Annotated in this window: 3 protein-coding genes; all 3 read left to right on the forward strand. The window is 74.8% G+C overall.

What is annotated here, in order from left to right:
- Positions 1-375: 375 nt before the first annotated feature.
- From K1Y72_RS24050 to K1Y72_RS24060, 3 genes are read left to right on the forward strand one after another with little or no spacing between them, the layout of a single operon-like run.
- Complete coding sequence (locus tag K1Y72_RS24050) at positions 376-10026, forward strand: non-ribosomal peptide synthetase (RefSeq protein ID WP_220168702.1); 9651 nt, start codon at positions 376-378, stop codon at positions 10024-10026.
- On the forward strand, positions 10023-17696 hold the full coding sequence (locus K1Y72_RS24055; protein ID WP_220168703.1) for a non-ribosomal peptide synthetase: 7674 nt from the start codon (positions 10023-10025) through the stop codon (positions 17694-17696). The genes K1Y72_RS24050 and K1Y72_RS24055 overlap by 4 nt, the downstream gene beginning before the upstream one ends.
- A gap of 2 nt (positions 17697-17698) precedes the next feature.
- On the forward strand, positions 17699-21622 hold the full coding sequence (locus K1Y72_RS24060) for a non-ribosomal peptide synthetase (RefSeq protein ID WP_220168704.1): 3924 nt from the start codon (positions 17699-17701) through the stop codon (positions 21620-21622).
- The last annotated feature ends 21 nt before the right edge of the window (positions 21623-21643 follow it).

A 21643-nucleotide genomic window follows, 5' to 3' on the forward strand; every position in this document is an offset into this window, starting at 1 on the left:
GCACCTGCGACCTGGGGATCGTTTGTCACCGCCGTGAGTAATCCGCCGCCCCGTTTTCTACTTTTGAGGGGATTGCGAGGCATGTGACAGGCTGGTTAACTGTGGCTCCGCTACTGCTCAGTAGAGCCGTGGACCGTGGGCCCGGTCCACGCCGGGGACAGCGCCGGCGACCGCGGGGGACGCCGGCCCGGAAGGGCGGGCGCGGATCCGGCCGCCGCCGGGGGCGCGCACCACGTCCCGCCGGGGACTCGGGGAAAGGGGACGGCGACACCCGCAGTTCTTTGTTCAGCCGTTTTATCGCCCGCTTCCGGACCGTTGCTCCGGTCACCCTTCCGGGTGTTGAAGAAACCCCTCCGACTGGGAAAGCACTGCTTGATGTCGTCCACCGAGTACGTTCCCCTTTCCGCCGCGCAGCAGAGCGTCTGGTACGCCCAGCAACTGGTTCCGGAAACGCCGATCCATATCGCGCAGTACATCGAGATCGAGGGGCCGCTCGACCACGAACTCTTCGACCGCGTCGCGCGCATCGCCGCGCACGAGGCCGAGGCGCTGCACGTGCGCATCGTCGAGCGCGACGGAATGGCGTACCAGGTCATCGGAGAGGCCGCGCAGACCATTCCGCTGGTGGATCTGAGCGGTGCGGACGACCCGCGGGCGGCCGCGCACGCGCGCATCCGGGCGCGGCTGCGCGAGCCGCTGCCGCTGGACGCCGAGCGGCTCGTGACGACCGAGATGATCAGGCTGGCGCCGGACGTGCACTGGTGGTTCATCCGCGCCCACCACATCGTCCAGGACGGCTACTGCGGCTCGCTGATCAGCCACCGCGCCGCCGAGGTCTACACCACGCTCGCCGGCGGCGGCGAGTACGTCCCCGCCAAGCTCGGCGACTACCGCCGGCTGCTGGCCGACGAGGCCGCCTACCGCGAGTCGGAGAAGTTCGAGCGGGACCGCGCCTACTGGCTGGAGCGGTTCGCCGACCGCCCCACGGCGACCCGCCTCACCGACGAGACGGCGCTGCCGACCGCCGACTACCACGCGCGCGCCGTCACCGTCCCCCCGGACCAGACCGCCGGTCTCGTGGCGGGCTCGCGGCGCCTCCGCACCGCCACGCAGGGCCTCGCGATCGCCGCGACCGCCGCCTACGTGGCGAAGATGACCGGCGAGCGCGACGTCATCCTCGGCCTCGCCGTCACCGGCCGCGCCACCGAGCTGGCCCTCGCGACGCCGGCGATGCTGTCGTCGATCCTGCCGCTGCGCGTCGAGGTCCGCCCCGACATGACGGTGGAGGAGCTGGTCCGCTCGGTGACCCGGGCGAGCGCCCGCGCGCTCCGCCACCAGCGCTACCGGCACGAGGACCTGCAGCGCGACCTGAAGCTGCTCGGCGAGCGCCGCAACCTGTACGGCACGGTCATCAACATCATGGCGTTCGACTACCGGCTGGACTTCGCCGGGACGCCGGGCCGGATGCACGCCGTCACCGTCGGCCCCAACGACGACCTGATGATCAACATCTACGACAACTTCGACGGCGCCGGGATGCGCGTCGACTTCGAGGCGCACCCCGACCTGTACGACGCGGACGAGGTCGCCGCCCACCACGACCGCTACATCCGCCTCATGCGCGAGCTCGCCGCCGTCGACCCGTCGACGCGCCTCCGCGACGTGGAGATCCTCGACGAGGCCGAGCGGCACCGCATCCTCGTCGAGTGGAACGACACCTACAAGGACGTCGACCGCACCCCCCTCGCGCACGAGCTGTTCGAGGCGCGGGCGGCGGAGAGGCCGGACGCGGTCGCCGTCACCTGCGGCGAGGTGTGGCTCACCTACGCCGAGCTGAACGCGCGGGCCAACCGCCTGGCCCGGCACCTGGTCGGCCTCGGCGTCGGCCCCGAGGACCTGGTCGCGGTGTCGATGCCGCACGACCACCGCACCGTCGTCGCGACGCTCGCGGCGATGAAGGCGGGCGGCGCCTACCAGGCCCTGGACCCCGCCTACCCGGCCGACCGCGTCGCGTTCATGCTGGCCGACGCCGCGCCGAAGGCCGTCCTCACCGCGAGCACCGTGGAGCTGGCGCTGCCGCCGGGCGTGCGCCGCGTCGACGTCGACGCCCTCGACCTGGACGCGCTGCCCGGCCACGACCTGGCCCAGGGCGAGCGGGTCCGGCCGGTCCGGCACGACAACCCCGCCTACGTCATCTACACCTCGGGGTCGACGGGCCGCCCGAAGGGCGTCGTCGTCACGCACGCCAACCTCGTCGACTACCGGGAGCGGATGCTGCCGGTGTTCACGCCCGAGATGATGGCGCACACCCTGTTCGCCACGTCGCTGAACTTCGACGTGTCGGTCATGGAGTGGTACCTGACGCTCGCCGCGGGCGGCCGCCTGGACGTCGTCCGCGACCTGCTGGAGCTGACCGAGCGCGGCGGCTGGCAGGGCACCCTGCTCTGCGGCGTCCCGTCGGCGTTCGCCGCCGTCATCGCGCGCGGCGGCCTGAAACTGGAGATCGGCGACATCTCGCTCGGCGGCGAGGCGATGCCGCCGCGGCTGCTGCGCGACGTCCGCGCGCTCGCGCCGGACTCGCGGGTCTCCAACATCTACGGCCCGACCGAGATCACCGTCATGGTGACGACCTGGTTCGACGACGGCAACCCCGAGGGCCACGCCCCGATGGGCCCGCTCATGCCGAACGTGCGCGGCTTCGTCCTGGACGACGCGCTGAAGCCCGTCCCCGTGGGCGTGCCCGGCGAGCTGTACCTGGCGACCAAGGGCGTCACCCGCGGCTACCTGAACCGGCCCGGTCTCACCGCCGAGCGGTTCGTCGCCTGCCCGTTCGGGGAGCCCGGCGAGCGCATGTACCGCACCGGCGACGTGGTGCGCTGGCGGCCCGACGGCCAGCTGGAGTTCATGGGCCGCCAGGACGACCAGGTGAAGGTCCGCGGGTTCCGCATCGAGCTCGGCGAGATCGAGACGGCGCTCGCCGCGCACCCGCTCGTCGCGCAGAACGTGGTGACGGCCCGCAAGGACGCCGTCGGCGACACCGCCCTGGTCGCCTACGTCGTCGGCGCCGCCGGCGGCGACCCGGACCCGGCGGGGGTCAGGGAGTTCCTGGCCCGCACGCTGCCCGAGTACATGATCCCCTCGGCGGTGGTGGTGCTGGACGCCATGCCGCTGAACCCGGCCGGCAAGCTGGACCGCGGCGCGCTGCCCGACCCGGTGTTCGCCGCCTCCGAGGTCGGCCGCGGCCCCCGCGACGCCCGCGAGGAGATCCTCTGCGGGGTGTTCGCCGAGGTGCTCGGCCTGCCGCGGATCGGCATCGACGACGACTTCTTCGACCTCGGCGGCGACTCGCTGAAGGCGACCCGCGTGGTGTCGCGGGCCCGCGCCGCGCTGGACGCCGAGCTCGCCGTCCGCGCCCTGTTCGAGTTCCCGACGGTCGCCGGGCTCGCCGAGCACCTGGCCGCGAGCAGCCCCGAGGCGTCCCGCCCGGTGCTGCGCCCGGCCGCCCGCCCCGAGCCGCTGCCCGCCTCGTTCGCGCAGGAGCGCCTCTGGTTCCTGAACCAGCTCGAAGGCGGCACCGCGACGTACAACATGCCGATCCCGCTGCGCCTCACCGGCGCGCTGGACGTCGCCGCGGTCCGCGCGGCGCTGCGCGACGTCACCGCCCGCCACGAGTCGCTGCGGACCCTGTTCGGCGAGGCCGACGGCGCCGCCGTGCAGCGGATCCTGCCCGCCGGGGACGCCGAGCCGGTCCTGCACGTCGGCCGCGTCGCGGGCGGCGACCTGCACGCCGCCCTGTTCGCCGACGCCACCCGCGGCTTCGACCTGTCGGCGGACCTGCCGCTGCGCGCCCACCTCTACCGGCTCGGCGACGACGAGCACCTGCTGCTCCTCGTCCTGCACCACATCGCCGGGGACGGCTGGTCGCTGGCGCCGCTGGCCCGCGACGTCATCACCGCCTACGTCGCCCGCCGCGACGGCGCCGCGCCCGGCTGGGCGCCGCTGCCCGTCCAGTACGCCGACTACGCGCTGTGGCAGCGCGAGCTGCTCGGCGCCGAGGACGACCCGGGCAGCCTGGCCGCCGCGCAGCTCTCCTACTGGAAGGACGCCCTCGCCGGGCTGCCCGACCAGACGCCGCTGCCGACCGACCGGCCGCGCCCCGACCGGGCGTCCTACCGGGGCGGCCAGGTCGCCTTCGAGCTGCCCGCCGACCTGCACGCGGGCCTCGCCGACCTCGCCCGCGCCCACCAGACCAGCCTGTTCATGGTGCTGCAGGCCGCGCTCGCCGCGCTGCTCACGCGCCTCGGCGCGGGCACCGACGTCCCGATCGGGTCGCCGATCGCGGGCCGCACCGACGAGGCCCTCGACGACCTCGTCGGCGTCTTCGTCAACACCCTGGTGCTGCGCACCGACACCTCGGGCGACCCGACGTTCGCCGAGCTCCTCGCCCGCGTCCGCGAGACCGACCTCGCCGCCTACGCCCACCAGGACGTCCCGTTCGAGCGCCTGGTGGAGGTGCTGAACCCGGCCCGCTCGCTCGCCCGCCACCCGCTGTTCCAGGTCATGCTGACCCTCCAGAACAACCCGGAGGCGACCGTCGAGCTGCCCGGCCTCACCGTCGGCGTCGAGCCGGTGGACGCCGGCGTCGCCAAGTTCGACCTGGAGTTCCTGCTGGAGGAGCCGCGCGACGGCTCCGGCGGCCTCACCGGCACGGTCGAGTACGCCCTCGACCTGTTCGACCGCGGCACCGTCGAGCGGTTCGCCGGCTGGTTCCGGCAGGTGCTGGAGGCGGCCGTGGCGTCCCGCGCCGCCGTCACCGTCGGCGCCCTGGACCTGCCCGGCGCCGACGACCGCCGCGCGGCCGTCACCGTCGAGCTCCCCGAGGCGCCCGCCGTCAAGCGGCTCGTCGCCTACGTCGTCGCCGCGCCCGGCCAGGCCGTCGACGCCGAGGAGCTGCGCGCCCACGCCCGCGCGAACCTGCCGGAGTCGATGGTCCCGGCCGCCGTCGTCGTGCTGGACGAGCTGCCGCTCACCCCGAACGGCAAGGTCGACACCAAGGCGCTGCCCAAGCCGGAGATCACCGCCCCGACCGCCCCCTACCGGGAGCCGCGCGACGACCGCGAGCGCGCCATCGCCGCCGTCTTCGCCGAGCTGCTCGGCCGCGACCGCGTCGGCATCGACGACGACTTCTTCGAGCACGGCGGCAACTCGCTCATCGCGACCCGCGTCGTCAGCCGGGTGCGCCGCGCCCTGGACGTCGAGCTGCCCGTCCGCGCCCTGTTCGAGTCCCCGACCGTCGCCGGCCTCGCCGCCGCCCTCGCCGACGGCGGCGAGGCGCTCCGCCCGGCGCTCACCGCCCGCGAGCGGCCCGAGACGGTGCCGCCGTCCTACGCGCAGCAGCGCCTGTGGTTCCTCAACCGGTTCGAGGGCCCGTCGGCGACCTACAACATGCCGATCGCGCTCCGCATCCGCGGCGCCCTCGACGCGGACGCCCTGCAGACCGCGCTCGGCGACCTCGTCGCCCGCCACGAGTCGCTGCGGACCGTGCTGCCCGACAGCGGCGGCGTCCCGCGCCAGCTCATCCTGGACCCGGCCACCGCCCGCCCCGAGCTGCAGACCGCCGAGACCACCGCCGCCGAGCTGCCCTCGCGGCTCGGCACCGCCGCCGGGTACGCGTTCGACATCTCCGCCGAGCCGCCGCTGCGCGCCCACCTGTACCGCCTGACCGACGGCGGCGCGGGCGCCGAGCCCGAGCACGTGGTGCTGCTGCTCATGCACCACATCGGCGGCGACGGCTGGTCGATGGCGCCCCTCGCCACCGACCTCATCACCGCCTACGCCGCCCGCGCCCAGGGCGCGGCGCCCGGCTGGGCGCCGCTGCCGGTCCAGTACGCCGACTACACGCTGTGGCAGCAGGAGCTGTTCGGGTCCGAGGACGACCCCGAGAGCCTCATCTCCCGGCAGATCGCCTACTGGAAGGACGCCCTCGCCGGCGTCCCCGAGGAGCTGGAGCTGCCCGCCGACCGGCCCCGCCCGGCCGAGGCGTCCTACCGCGGCGCCACCACCCATTTCCAGCTCGGCGCCGACGTCGCCGAGGGCCTCCAGCGGGTGGCGCGCGAGACCGGCGCCAGCCCGTTCATGGTCGCCCAGGCCGCGTTCGCCGCGCTGCTCACGCGCCTCGGCGCGGGCACCGACGTCCCGATCGGGTCGCCGATCGCGGGCCGCACGGACGAGGCCCTCGACGACCTCGTCGGCATGTTCGTCAACATGCTGGTGTTCCGCACCGACACCTCCGGCGACCCGACGTTCCGCGAGCTCGTCGGCCGCGTCCGCGAGACCGACCTCGCCGCCTACGCCCACCAGGACGTCCCGTTCGAGCGCCTCGTCGAGGTGCTGAACCCGCCGCGCCACCTCGGCCGGCACCCGCTGTTCCAGGTCGGCCTCACCTTCCAGAACAACCCCGAGGCCCGCGTCGAGCTGCCCGGATTCACCGCCGAGGTCGAGCCGCTGCGCGCCGCCGTCGCCCGCTTCGACCTGCTCATGGTCCTCACCGAGCGCGACGGCGGCCTGGGCGGCGAGCTGGAGTACGCCCTCGACCTGTACGACCCGGCGACCGCCAGCGCCCTCGTCGCCCGCTTCGAGCGGTTCCTCGCCGCGCTCCTCGCCGACCCCGACGCCCCCGTCGCCGCCGCGCCCGTCCTCGCCGCGGGCGAGCGCGCCGCGATCCTGGGGGAGTGGGCCGGCGGCGCGCTGCTGGACGCCGCCGAACCGCGCGCCACGATCCCCGCGCTGTTCGAGGCGCAGGCCGCCGCGCGGCCGGACGCGCCCGCCGTCACCTTCGAGGACCGCACCCTCACCTACGCCGAGGTCAACGCCGAGGCCAACCGCCTCGCCCGCTACCTCGCCGCCCGCGAGATCGGCGCGGAGGACTTCGTCGCCCTCGCCCTGCCGCGCTCGGCGGAGCTCGTCGTCGCGATCCTGGCGGTGCTGAAGGCGGGCGCCGCGTACGTGCCGGTCGACCCGGACTACCCGGCCGACCGCATCGCCTACATGCTCGACGACGCGCGCCCGACCCTCGCCATCACCACCACCGACGCCGGGACGGCGCTGCCCGAGGGCCTGCCGCGCGTCCTGCTGGACGAGGGCGAGCACTCGGCCTACCTGGACGGCGACCTCCGCGAGGAGGACCGCGTCCGGCCGCTGCTGCCCGACCACCCGGCCTACGTCATCTACACCTCGGGATCGACGGGCCGCCCGAAGGGCGTCGTCGTCCCGCACCAGAACGTCGTCCGGCTCCTCGGCGCGACCGAGCGGTGGTTCGACTTCGGCCCCGACGACGTGTGGACGCTGTTCCACTCCTACGCCTTCGACTTCACCGTCTGGGAGCTGTGGGGCTCGCTGCTGTACGGCGGCCGCCTGGTCGTGGTGCCGTATCTGACGTCGCGCACGCCGGCGGATTTTCTGAAGTTGCTGGCGGCCGAGCGCGTGACGGTGCTGAACCAGACGCCGTCGGCGTTCTACCAGCTCATGGCCGCCGACCGGGACGCCCCGGGGACGGATCTGGCGCTGCGGTACGTGGTGTTCGGAGGCGAGGCCCTGGAGCTGGGCCGTCTGGACGACTGGTACAGCCGTCACGCCGAGGACGCGCCGACGCTGGTCAACATGTACGGCATCACCGAGACCACGGTGCACGTCTCGTACATCGCCCTGGACCGCGCCTACGCCGCCACAGCCCCCGGCTCGGTCATCGGCGAGGGCATCCCCGATCTGCGCGTCTACGTCCTGGACGAGCGTCTCCAGCCGACCGCCCCCGGCGTCGTCGGCGAGCTGTACGTGGCGGGACGCGGCCTGGCGCGCGGCTACCTCAACCGTCCGGGCCTGTCGGCCGAACGGTTCGTCGCCGACCCCTACGGCAAGCCCGGCACCCGCATGTACCGCACCGGCGACCTCGGCCGCTGGCTCAAATCCGGAAAACTGGAGTACCTGGGCCGCTCGGACCAGCAGGTGCAGCTCCGCGGCTTCCGCATCGAGCTCGGCGAGGTCGAGGCGGCGCTCTCGCGCCACGACGCGGTCCAGGACGTCGCGGTCGTCGTCCGCGACGACCGCCTGGTCGCCTACGTCGTCGGGGAGGACGTCGACTCGGGCGTCCTCCGCAAGTTCGTCGCGCAGGACCTGCCCGACCACATGGTCCCGGCCGTCGTGGTGGAGCTGGACGCGCTCCCGCTGACCGTCAACGGCAAGCTCGACCGCAAGGCGCTGCCCGCGCCCGACTTCGGCGCGAAGGTGTCGGGGACCGCCCCGCGCACGCCGGAGGAGGAGACCCTCGCCGCCCTGTTCGCCGAAGTCCTCGGCCTGGAGCGGGTCGGCGTCGACGACGGGTTCTTCGACCTGGGCGGCGACTCGATCATCGCGATCCAGCTCGTGTCCCGCGCCCGCCAGTCCGGCCTGGTCATCTCGCCCCGCGAGGTGTTCCAGCACCAGACCGTCGAGGAGCTCGCCGCCGTCGCCCGCCCTGCGGGCGAGGGCGAGGAGGTCGAGGTCGAGGCGCCCGGCGCGGGCGTCGGCCCCGTCCCGGTCACGCCGATCGTGGCGTGGCTGCGCGACCGGGTCGACGGCGACGCCGAGCTGATCGCCGGCTTCCACCAGTCGCTGCTGCTCCGCACCCCCGCCGGGCTCGGCGTCGAGGCCCTCACCGCCGCCTACCAGACCGTCCTGGACCGCCACGACGTCCTGCGCCTCCGCCTCGACGCCGACGGCGACGCTTGGCAGCCGGTCGTCCGCGCCGAGGCGTCCGCCGAGGGCCTCGTCACCCGCGTGGACGTGACCGGCCTGGACGCCGACAAGCTCGCCGCGACGATCACCGAGCAGGCCCTCGCCGCCCGCGACCGGCTCGACCCGGCCGCCGGCGTCATGGCGCAGCTCGTCTGGTTCGACGCCGGCGAGGAGCAGGGCCGCCTGCTGCTCGTGCTGCACCACCTGGTCGTGGACGGCGTCACCTGGCGGATCATCGCGCCCGACCTCGTCGCGGCCTGGGCGGGCGCCGACCCGGACCCGGTGCCGACGTCGTTCCGCCGCTGGGCGCAGCGCCTCACCGCGTCGGCGTCCGACCCCGACCGCGCGGACGAGCTGGACGCCTGGCTCGACATCGTGGACGGCCCGAACGCCCCGCTGGCGTCCCGGGCGCTGGACCCGCGCGTGGACATCGCCGCCCGCGCCCGGTCGCTGACCCTGGAGCTGCCCGCCGACGTCACCGGGCCGCTGCTCACCGACGTCCCGGCCGCGTTCCACGGCCGCGCCAACGACGTGCTGCTCACCGGCCTCGCGCTCGCCGTCGCGCAGTGGCGCAAGAGTCGGGGCGGGCGCGGCACGAGCGTCCTGGTCGACCTGGAGGGCCACGGCCGCGGCGACGCCGTCCCGGGCGTGGACCTGTCGCGCACCGCCGGCTGGTTCACCTCCATCCACCCCGTCCGCCTGGACGCCGGCCTCGCCGACTGGGCGCAGGTCGAGGCGGGCGGCGCGGCCGCCGGGAACGCGCTGAAGAAGGTCAAGGAGCAGCTCCGGCAGGTGCCCGGCGACGGCACCGGCTACGGCCTGCTCCGCTACCTGGACGCGGACGCGGGCGAGGAGCTCGCCGAGGCGCCGCCCGCGCAGCTGGCGTTCAACTACCTCGGCCGGGTCGCGCCCGGCGACGAGGGCGGCGACTGGAGCATCGCGCCCGAGCCGCTGCCCGCCGGCGAGGACCCGCGGATGCCGTTCGCGCACCTGCTGGAGATCAACGCCATCACCCGGGACCTCGCCGCCGGTCCCGTGCTGTCCGCCGCGTGGACGTGGCCGGACGGGCTGCTCGGCGAGGACGAGGTGCGCGCCCTCGCCGACGCGTGGTTCGCCGCGCTGCGCGGCCTCGTCGCGCACGTCGCGAGCGGCGCCGCCGAGGGCGGCGCCGGCGGCTTCACCCCCTCGGACCTGCTGGTCGACCTCGACCAGACCGAGATCGACCGACTCCAGGACGCGTGGAAGGGCAAGAAGTGAACCGGGGGGACCTCGAAGACATCCTGCCGCTGTCCCCCTTGCAGCAGGGTTTCTTCTTCCACGCGCTGCTCGACTCGGGGGAGGCCCCCGGCGACAGCGACGTCTACACGGCGCAGATCGTGCTGGATCTGGCCGGCCCGCTGGACGCCGCCGCGCTCCGCGCCGCCGCCGACACGCTGCTGCGCCGCCACGGCAACCTGCGCGCCGCGTTCTGGCACGAGGACCTGTCGAGGCCCGTCCAGGTGATCCCGCGCGCCGCCGAGCTGCCGTGGCGCGAGGCCGAGGCGGCCGACGACGCCGCCGCCGAGGCGATCGTCCAGGAGGAGCGGGCCCGCGGCTTCGACGTCACGGAGCCGCCGCTGCTCCGCTTCGTCCTCGTCCGCCTCGCCGCCGACCGCCACCGCCTGGTCCTCACCAACCACCACATCCTGTGGGACGGCTGGTCGACGCCGGTCCTCGCGACCGAGCTATTCCTGCTCTACATCCAGGGCGGCCACGACGCCGGGTTCCCGCGCGTCACCCCCTACAAGAACTACCTGGCCTGGCTCGCCGGGCAGGACCGCACCGCCGCCGAGGACGCCTGGCGCCGCGCGCTGGCCGGCGTGGACGAGCCGACGCTCGTCGCGCCCGAGGCCGCCGGCCGCCCGCCGGTCCGCCCCGCCCGCACGAGCACCGCCCTCGACGAGCGGCTGACCAGGAAGCTCGGCCGCGCCGCCCGCCGCCACGGCGTCACCCTGTCGACCGTCCTCCAGGCCGCCTGGGGCCTCACCCTCGGCCGCCTCCTCGGCACCGGCGACGTGGTGTTCGGCGCGACGGTGTCCGGCCGGCCGCCCGAGCTGCCCGGCGTCGAGCAGATGATCGGCCTGTTCATCAACACGCTGCCGATCCGCGTCCGCTACTCCCTGGACGAGCCGCTGTCGGCGCTCCTGGAGCGCCTCCAGGACGAGCAGACCGAGCTGCTCGCCCACCACCACCTCGGCCTCACCGACATCCAGAAGGTCGCCGGGACCGGCGGGCCGCTCTTCGACACCATGACGGTGCTGGAGAACTACCCGTTCGACCCCGCGTCCATGGACGGCGAGCTGAACGGCGTCCGCATCACCGGCTTCGACTCCTACGACGCCACCCACTTCCCGCTGTCCTTCGTCGCCATCCCGGACAAGGAACTGTCGCTGCGGCTGCACTACCGGCCGGACGTGTACGACGCCGAGGTCGTGGAGGGGCTGCTCGCCCGCACCCGCCGGTTCCTGGAGGCGTTCGCCGAGGACGCCGACCAGCCGATCGGCGCCGTGGACGTCGCGGGGGAGGACGAGCGCGCCCGGCTCGCCGCGTGGAACGCCACCGCCGCCGAGCCCGTCCCCGGCACCCTCGCGTCGCTGTTCGAGCGGCAGGCCGCGCGGACCCCGGACGCGACCGCGCTCGTCGCGAACGGCGAGGCGCTCACCTTCGCGGAGCTGAACGGGCGCGCCAACCGCCTCGCCCACGAGCTCATCGCCCGCGGCATCGGCGCCGAGGACCGCGTCGCCCTCGTCCTGCCCCGCACCCCCGAGATGGTCGCGGCGATCCTCGGCGTGCTGAAGGCCGGCGCCGCCTACGTGCCGATCGACCCCGAGTACCCGGCCGACCGCATCGCCTACATGCTGGACGACGCCGCGCCCGTCCTCACCATCGGCGCCGAGAGCCCGGACGTGTCCGGCCGCCCCGACCACGACCCGTCCGACGCCGACCGCGTCCGGCCGCTGCTGCCCGGCAACGCCGCCTACGTCATCTACACCTCCGGCTCGACCGGCCGCCCGAAGGGCGTCCCCGTCGCGCACGCGGCCGTCCTCAACTACTACGAGGCGCACCGGGCCTCCTTCATGGAGCCGGAGATCGAGCGGGCCGGGCGGCGGATGCGGTTCGCGCACACCGCGTCGTTCTCGTTCGACACCTCCTGGCACGGCCTGCTGTGGATGCTGCACGGCCAGGAGCTGCACCTGATCGACGACGAGCTGCGCCGCGACGTCGCGGGCTTCGCCGCGTACATCGCCGCCGCCCGCATCGACCTGGTCAACACGACCCCGTCGCACTTCCAGTCGCTCCGCGACTCGGGGCTGCTCACCGCCGCGCACCGCCCGTCCACGCTGCTGCTCGGCGGCGAGGCGATCGGCCAGGCGCTCTGGGACGAGCTGCGCGCCCTCACCGGCGTCACCGTCCGCAACTTCTACGGGCCGACCGAGTCGACCGTCGACACCATGAACGCCCGCGTCACCGACGCCGCGCGGCCCACCATCGGCTCCCCGTACCGCGCCACCCGCGCCTATGTACTGGACGCCGCGCTCCAGCCGGCCGCGCCCGGCCTGCCCGGCGAGCTGTACCTGGCGGGCGCCCAGCTCGCCCGCGGCTACCTCGGCCGTCCCGGCCTGACGGCGGAGCGGTTCGTCGCCGACCCGTTCGGCGCGCCGGGGGAGCGGATGTACCGCACCGGCGACCTCGTCCGCTGGACGTTCGACGGGAAGATCGAATACCTCGGCCGGGTCGACGACCAGGTGAAGATCCGCGGGTTCCGGGTCGAGCTCGGCGAGGTCGAGAGCGTCCTCGTGCGCCACGCCGCCGTCGCGCACGCCGCCGTCGTCGTCCGTGACGGCCGCCTCGCCGCCTACCTGGTCCCAGCGGGCGGCGCCGGCCTGGACGCCGCGGCGGTCCGCCGCCACGCCGCCGCGCACCTGCCCGACTACATGGTGCCGTCGCTGACCGTCCTCGACGCGCTGCCCCTCACCGTCAACGGCAAGCTCGACCGGCGGGCGCTGCCCGAGCCGGGCGCCGCCGCGACCGTCAGCCGCGCCCCGCGCTCCCCGCAGGAGGAGATCCTCTGCGGGCTGTTCGGGGAGATCCTCGGCGTCGCCCGCGTCGGCGTGGACGACTCCTTCTTCGACCTCGGCGGCGACTCCCTCGTCGCCACCCGCCTCATCAGCCGCATCCGCACCGCGCTCGGCGCCGAGCTGCCCGTCCGCGCCCTGTTCGAGGCGCCGACCGTCGCCGGGCTCGCCGAGCGCCTCGCGGATGCCGCCGGCACCGCCCGGCCGCCGCTCGTACGCGCCGACCGGCCGGGCACCGTCCCGCTGTCGTACGCGCAGCAGCGCCTGTGGTTCCTCAACCGGTTCGAGGGGCCGTCGGCGACGTTCAACATGCCCGCCGCGCTCCGCCTCGACGGCGCCCTGGACCGCGCCGCGCTGCAGGCCGCGCTCGCCGACGTCGTCGCCCGCCACGAGCCGCTCCGCACCGTCTTCCCCGACTCCGGCGGCACCCCGCGCCAGCTCGTCCTGCCCGCCGCCGACGCCCGCCCGGCGCTGCCGGTGGTGCGGACCGACGAGGCGCGCCTGCCGATGGAGCTCGCCGCCGCCGTGGGGGAGGGCTTCGACCTGTCCGCCGAGCCGCCGCTCCGCGCCCGCCTGTTCGACCTCGGCGGCGACTCCCACGTCCTCGCCCTGGTCCTGCACCACATCGCCGCCGACGGCTGGTCGATGGCGCCGCTCGCCCGCGACGTCGTCCTGGCCTACGCCGCCCGCGCCGAAGGCAAGGCGCCCGAGTGGGAGCCGCTGCCCGTCCAGTACGCCGACTACACGCTCTGGCAGCACGAGCTGTTCGGCTCCGAGGACGACCCCGGCAGCCTCATCTCCCGGCAGCTCGCGCACTGGAAGGACGCCCTCGCCGGGCTGCCCGACCAGCTCGAACTGCCCGCCGACCGGCCCCGCCCGACCGAGGCGTCCTACCGGGGCGGCACTGTCGCGTTCGAGCTGGACGCCGACGTGCACGCCGCCCTCCGCACCATCGCCCGCGAGACCGGCGCCAGCCTCTTCATGGTCATGCAGGCCGCGTTCGCCGCGCTGCTCACCCGCCTCGGCGCCGGGACCGACGTTCCGATCGGGTCGCCGATCGCGGGCCGCACCGACGAGGCCCTCGACGACCTCGTCGGCATGTTCGTCAACATGCTGGTGCTGCGCACCGACACCTCCGGCGACCCGACGTTCCGCGACCTCGTCGCCCGCGTCAAGGACGCCGACCTCGCCGCCTACGCCCACCAGGACGTCCCCTTCGAGCGCCTCGTCGAGGTGCTGAACCCGGCCCGCTCCATGGCCCGGCACCCGCTGTTCCAGGTCGTGCTGTCGTTCCAGAACAATCCCGAGGCCCGGCTGGAGATGGACGGCCTGTCGGGCGGCGCCGAGCCGCTGACGGCGGGCGTCGCCAAGTACGACCTGTCCCTCTACCTGGAGGAACGCCAGGACGAGCAGGGCGCCCCCGCCGGGATCGAGGCCGGCCTGGAGTACGCCCTCGACCTGTTCGACCCCGACACCGCCGCCTCCATCGCCGACCGCTTCGCGCGCCTCGTCCGCGAGCTCGTGGACGCCCCCGACGCCCCGATCGGCACCGCCGACGTCCTGGAGCGCGCCGAGCGCCGCACCCTGCTGCGCAAGTGGGCGGGCGGCACGGCCATCGGGAAGGCCGACCGCACCACCGTTCCGGCGCTGTTCGAGGCGCAGGCCGCCGCGCGGCCGGACGCGCCCGCCGTCACCTTCGAGGACACCACCCTCACCTACGGCGAGCTGAACGCCCGCGCCAACCGCCTCGCCCGCCACCTCGTCGCGCAGGGCGTCGGACCCGAGCGGTTCGTCGCGCTGTCTCTGCCGCGCTCGGCGGACCTGGTCGTCGCGATCCTGGCGGTGCTGAAGGCGGGCGCCGCCTACGTGCCGGTCGACCCGGACTACCCGGCCGACCGCATCGCCTACATGCTCGACGACGCGAAGCCCGTCCTCACCGTCGAGTCCGCCGACGCGGACGGCGCCTACGCCGACACCGACCTCACCGACGCCGACCGGCTCGCGCCCCTGCTGCCCGACCACCCGGCCTACGTCATCTACACCTCGGGGTCGACGGGGCGCCCGAAGGGCGTCGTCGTCCCGCACCAGAACGTGGCCCGGCTGCTGTCCTCCACGCAGGACTGGTTCCACTTCGGGCCGGACGACGTGTGGACGCTGTTCCACTCCTACGCCTTCGACTTCTCGGTGTGGGAGCTGTGGGGCTCGCTGCTGTACGGCGGCCGCCTGGTCGTGGTGCCGTACCTGACGTCGCGCACGCCGGCCGATTTTCTGAAGTTGCTGGCGGCCGAGCGCGTGACGGTGCTGAACCAGACGCCGTCGGCGTTCTACCAGCTCATGGCCGCCGACCGGGACGCCCCGGGCACCGACCTGGCGCTGCGCTACATCGTGTTCGGCGGCGAGGCCCTCGAACTCGGGCGTCTGGACGACTGGTACAGCCGTCACGCCGAGGACGCGCCGACGCTGGTCAACATGTACGGCATCACCGAGACCACGGTGCACGTCTCGTACATCGCCCTCGACCGCGAGTACGCCGCCACCGCCCCCGGTTCCGTCATCGGCGAGGGCATCCCGGACCTCAAGCTCTACGTCCTGGACGACCGGCTCCAGCCCGCACCGATCGGCGTCGTCGGAGAGCTGTACGTCGCGGGCGACGGCCTCGCCCGCGGCTACCTCAACCGTCCGGGCCTGTCGGCCGAACGGTTCGTCGCCGACCCGCACGGCAAGCCCGGCACCCGCATGTACCGCACCGGAGACCTCGGCCGCTGGCTCAAATCCGGAAAGTTGGAGTACCTCGGCCGCGCCGACCAGCAGGTGCAGCTCCGCGGCTTCCGCATCGAGCTCGGCGAGATCGAGGCGGCCCTCGTCCGCCACGACTCCGTCCGCGACGCGGCCGTCGTCGTCCGCGACGACCGGCTGATCGCCTACGCGGTCGGCGGCGGCGTCGACTCCGGCGAGCTGCGCCGCTTCGTCAACCTCACCCTGCCGGACTACATGGTCCCGGCCGTCGTGGTGGAGCTGGACGCGCTGCCGCTCACTTCCAACGGCAAGCTCGACCGCAAGGCCCTCCCGGCGCCCGACTTCGGCGCCAAGGTCTCCGGCCGCGCCCCGCGCACGCCGGAGGAGGAGACCCTCGCCGCCCTGTTCGCCGAGGTCCTCGGCCTGGAGCGGGTCGGTGTCGACGACGGGTTCTTCGACCTGGGCGGCGACTCGATCATCGCGATCCAGCTCGTGTCCCGCGCCCGCCAGTCCGGCCTGGTGATCTCGCCCCGCGAGGTGTTCCAGCACCAGACCGTCGAGGAGCTCGCCGCCGTCGCCCGCCCCGCGGGCGAGGACGAGCGGGTCGAGGTCGAGGCGCCCGGCGCGGGCGTCGGCACCGTCCCGCCCACCCCGATCATGCGCTGGTTCCGGCGCCTGCACGGCCCGACCAACGATTACAGCCAGCGGATGCTGCTGCGCGTCCCGCCCGGCCTCGGCGAGGACGCCCTCGCCCGCGCCCTCCAGGCGGTCCTGGACCACCACGACATGCTCCGCCTCCGCGTCGGCCCGGACGGCGGCGGCTTCGAGGTCGCCGAGCCGGGCGCGGTGGACGCCGCCGCGCTCGTCCGGCGGGTCGAGGGCATCGACGCGGCCACCCTGCGCGCCGAGTCCCTCGCCGCCCGCCGCCGCCTCGACCCCGCCGCCGGGACCATGGTGCAGCTCGTCTGGTTCGACGCCGGGCCGGCCGCCTCCGGCCGCCTGCTGATCACCGCCCACCACCTGGTCGTGGACGGCGTCTCGTGGCGGATCGTGCTGCCCGACCTGGTCGCCGCCCTCGCGGGCGGCGCCCTCGACCCGGTGCCGACGTCGTTCCGCCGCTGGGCGCAGCGCCTCGCCGCCGCCGCGTCCGACCCCGGGCGCCTCGCCGAGGTCCCGCTGTGGACCGAGATCCTCGCCACCCCCGACCCCGACCTGGCGGACCGGCCGCTCGACCCGGCCGCCGACACCTTCGGCACCGCCCGCCACCTCACCGTGGACCTGCCCGCCGACGTCACCGGGCCGCTGCTCACCGACGTCCCGGCCGCGTTCCACGGCCGCGCCAACGACGTGCTGCTCACCGGCCTGGCCCTCGCCGTCGCCGAGTGGCGGCGCGAGCGCGGCGCGGGGGAGGACGGCGCGGTCCTGATCGACCTGGAGGGCCACGGCCGCGAGGAGATCGTCCCGGGCGTGGACCTGTCCCGCACGGCCGGCTGGTTCACCTCGATCTTCCCGGTCCGGCTGGACGCGGGCGGCGTCGGCTGGGCCGAGGCGACCGCGGGCGGCCCGGCCGTCGGCACCGCCCTCAAGCGGATCAAGGAGCAGCTGCGCGAGCTGCCCGACAACGGCATCGGGTACGGGCTGCTGGAGGACCGGCTGCCCGCCGCCCGCACCCCGCAGATCGCGTTCAACTACCTGGGCCGCGCCGCCGCCCCCGCCGAGACCGACTGGTCGCCCGCCGGGCAGGCCGACACCGACGCGCTCGCCGGCGGCCAGGACGACGCGCTCGCCCTCGTCCACGCGATCGAGGTCAACGCCCACACCCGCGACCTGCCCGGCGGCCCCGAGCTGTCGGCGACCTGGACGTGGGCGGGCGGCCTGTTCGCCGAGACCGAGATCGCCGACCTCGCCGGCCGCTGGGCGGCCGCGCTGCGCGGCCTCGTCGCGCACGTCGTGGACGCCCCCGCGGACGGCCCGGTCGGCGGCTTCACCCCCTCCGACCTGTCCCTGGTCGAGATCGACCAGGACGAGATCGACGACCTCGCCGCCGAGCTGGACGGCGATTGGGAGCTGGACTGACGATGACCGAGCAGCCGAAGAAGCCGTCCCAGCTGGAGGACGTGCTGCCGCTGTCGCCGCTCCAGCAGGGCCTGTTCTTCCACGCCCTCTACGGCGACGACCGGGACGTCTACACCGCACAGCTCGTCTGCGCCCTGGACGGCCCCCTGGACGCCGGCGCGCTCCGCGCCGCCGCGGGCACGCTGCTGGCCCGGCACGCCAACCTGCGCGCCGGGTTCCGCCAGCGCAAGGAGGGCACGCCCGTCCAGGTCGTGCACCGCCGGGTCCGCACGCCCTGGGAGGAGGTCGACCTCACCGGCCTGCCCGAGGCCGACCGCGCCGCCGAGGCGGACGCGATCGCCGCCCGCGAGCGGGCGACGCCGTTCGACATGGCCAAGCCGCCGCTCATGCGGTTCGTCCTGGTGCGGACGGGCGAGGACCGGCACCGGCTGATCCTCACCAACCACCACATCCTGCTGGACGGCTGGTCCACCCCGATCCTGCAGACCGAGCTGTTCACCCTCTACCTCACCAAGGGCGACGACACCGGCATGCCGCGCGTCACCCCCTACAAGAACTACCTGGCGTGGGTGGCCAAGCAGGACCGCACCGCCGCCGAGGACGCCTGGCGGCGCGCCCTGGACGGCGTGGACGAGCCGACGCTCGTCGCGCCCGACGCCGGCGCGCCCGGCGGCGAGGCGGCGCCCGGCCGCGTCCGCGTCGCGCTGCCCGAGGACCTGACCGCCGCCCTCAACACGCGCGCCCGCGCCGAGGGCGTCACCCTCAACACCGTCCTGCAGCTCGCGTGGGGCGTCGTGCTGTCCCGGCTGACCGGCGGCACCGACGTGGTGTTCGGCGCGGCCGTGTCCGGGCGGCCGCCCGAGCTGCCCGGCGTCGAGCAGATGATCGGCCTGTTCATCAACACGCTGCCCGTCCGCGTCGCCGTCCGGCCCGCCGACACCGTCGCGGAGGCGCTCCGCCGTCTCCAGGGCGAGCAGGCCGACCTGCTGGCCCACCACCACCTCGGCCTCGCCGACATCCAGCGGCTGCACGGCGCCGGGACGCTCTTCGACACCATGACGGTGCTGGAGAACTACCCCTTCGACCCCGACGCCGCCGGCACCGACCTCGGCGGCCTCGCCATCAGCGCCCTCGACGGCTACGACGCCACCCACTACCCGCTCGCCCTCGCCGCCGTCCCCGGCCGGCGGCTGTCGCTCCGCCTGGACCACCGGCGGGACGTGTTCGACGACGCCGCCGCCGGGCGGATCATGGGGCGGCTGCGGCGCGCCCTGGAGACGATCGCGCACCGGCCCGCGACGCCGCTCGGCCGCATCGACGTCCTCGACGCCGCCGAGCGCACCCGCGTCCTCCGCGCCTGGCAGGGCCCGGTCACCGGCCGCGCCGGGACCGCGCCCGCCACGATCACCGGCCGGTTCGCCGCCCGCGTCGCCGCCGCCCCGGACGCCGTCGCGGTCCGCGCCGGCGACACCACGCTCACCTACCGGGAGCTCGACGAGCGCGCCAACCGCCTCGCGCACCGCCTCGCCGGGCTCGGCGTCGGCCCCGAGACGCGCGTCGCCACGCTCCTCGACCGGTCCGCCGACGTCGTCGTCGCCACCCTCGCCATCGTCAAGGCGGGCGGGGTGTACGCGCCGATCCACCACAGCTACCCGGCCGACCGCATCGCCTGGGCCATCGAGGAGGTCGGCGCGCCCGTCCTGCTCGTCGACGCGGTCACCGCGCCGCTCGTCGCGGACGTCCGGGCGACCGCCCGCACCATCGTCCTCGACGGGACTGAGGACGGGGACGGCCCCGCGCACGCGCCCGACGTCGAGGTGCAGCCCGACCGCCTCGCCTACGTGCTGTTCACCTCCGGCTCGACGGGCCTGCCGAAGGGCGTCATGGTCCGCCACCGCGACGTCGTGGACCTGGCCGACGACGCCGCCATGACCAACGGCGCCCACGACCGCGTCCTCATGCACTCCCCGCACGCCTTCGACGCCTCCACCTACGAGATCTGGACGCCGCTGCTGCACGGCGGGACCGTCGTCGTCGCGCCGAAGGGGCGGCTCGACGCCGCCACCCTGGAGAAGGTGATCGTCGAGGAGGACGTGCAGGGGCTGTTCATCACCACCACCCTGTTCAACCTGGTCGCCGAGGAGCGCCCGGAGGCGTTCGCGCACCTGCGGGAGGTCCTCACCGGCGGCGAGGCCGGGTCGGTCGCGGCGATGCGCAAGGTCCTCGCCGCCTGCCCCGACACCGAGGTCGGCAACGTCTACGGCCCGACCGAGTGCACCACCTACACCACCGTCGCCGGGATGCGCGGCCCGCTGGAGGCGGGCGAGACCCTCCCCGTCCTCGGCAGCCCCATCGACGACATGCAGGTCTACCTGCTGGACGAGGCGCTCCAGCCCGTCCCGCCGGGAGTCACCGGCGAGGCGTACATCGCGGGCGCCGGTATGGGGCGCGGCTACCTCGACCGGCCCGTCCTCACCTCCGAGCGGTTCGTCGCCAACCCCTTCGGCGCCCCCGGCGAGCGCATGTACCGCACCGGCGACCTGCTGCGGTGGCGGGACGACGGGACCTTGGAGTACGTCGACCGGGCGGACTTCCAGGTGAAGGTGCGCGGGTTCCGGATCGAGCTCGGCGAGATCGAGTCGGCGATCGCCGCGCACCCCTCGGTCGCCAACGTCGCCGTCCTCGCCCGCGAGGACGAGCCCGGCCTGAAGCGCCTCGTCGCCTACGTCCTGCCCGTCGCGGGCCGCGAGGTCCCCGACCTGCGCCGGTTCGCAGGGGAGCGGCTGCCCGAGTACATGGTCCCGGCCGCCGTCGTCGTCCTGGACACCTTCCCGATCGGCCCGACGGGCAAGCTCGACCGGCGCGCCCTGCCCGCCCCCGACTACGGCGAGGCGCTCGCCGGGCGCGCGCCCGCCACGCCCGAGGAGGAGACCCTCTGCGCCTTGTTCGCCGAGGTCCTCGGCGTCGAGCGGGTCGGCGCGGACGTCAGCTTCTTCGACTACGGCGGCGACAGCATCACCGCCCTCAAGCTCGTCACCCGCGCCCGCCAGGCCGGCCTCGAGCTCACCCCGAAGGACCTGTTCACCCGGCAGACCGTGGAGGCGCTGCTGGCCGCCGACGGGCAGCCCGACCTCGGCTTCGAGGTGCTGCTGCCGATCCGCGAGAGCGGGACGCGGCCGCCGCTGTTCTTCGTCCACCCGGCGGGCGGCCTGGCCTGGAACTACTTCCAGTTCCAGCGCTACCTCGGCCCCGACCAGCCCATCTACGGCCTCCAGGCGCGCGCGTTCACCCGCGACGAGCTGCCCGGCTCGATCGAGGAGATGGCCGCCGACTACCTGGAGCTGATCCGCGGCGTGCGGCCGCACGGCCCCTACCGGCTGGCCGGCTGGTCCCTCGGCGGCCTCGTCGCCTACGAGATCGCCGTCCGCCTCCAGGAGGCCGGCGAGCAGGTCGACCTCCTCGCCATGATCGACTCCTACCACGGGCTCGACCTGGACTCCGAGCGCCGCCAGATCCTGCCCGAGCTGCTGCTCGGCATCGGCGTCGACGCCACCATGCTCGACCCGGCCGGCAACCCCGACCTCGACCAGATCATGGGCGTGCTCGCCGAGCGCGGCGACGCCCTCGCCACCCTGGACGAGAACGACCTGGTGAACGTCTACCGCAACTACGAGAACGGCGTGCGCCAGTCCGAGGAGTACCGGCCCCGGCCGTTCCGCGGCGACGTGGTGTTCTTCACCGCCCTCCAGGGCCGCGACGCCGGCTCCCCGACCGCGCACGGCACCTGGTCGGGCCTGGTGGACGGCACGATCGAGGACCACCCCCTCGACGTCGAGCACCACCACCTGATGGAGCCCGGCCCCGCGTCGGAGATGGGCGCGGTGCTCGCCGCCCGCCTCGACGAACTCACCACCGACCGCCGATAACCTGACACGACCGGCGTAACC

Origin of the sequence: Actinomadura parmotrematis (assembly GCF_019458805.1) — a bacterium.
Classification (GTDB): Bacteria; Actinomycetota; Actinomycetes; order Streptosporangiales; family Streptosporangiaceae; genus Spirillospora; species Spirillospora parmotrematis.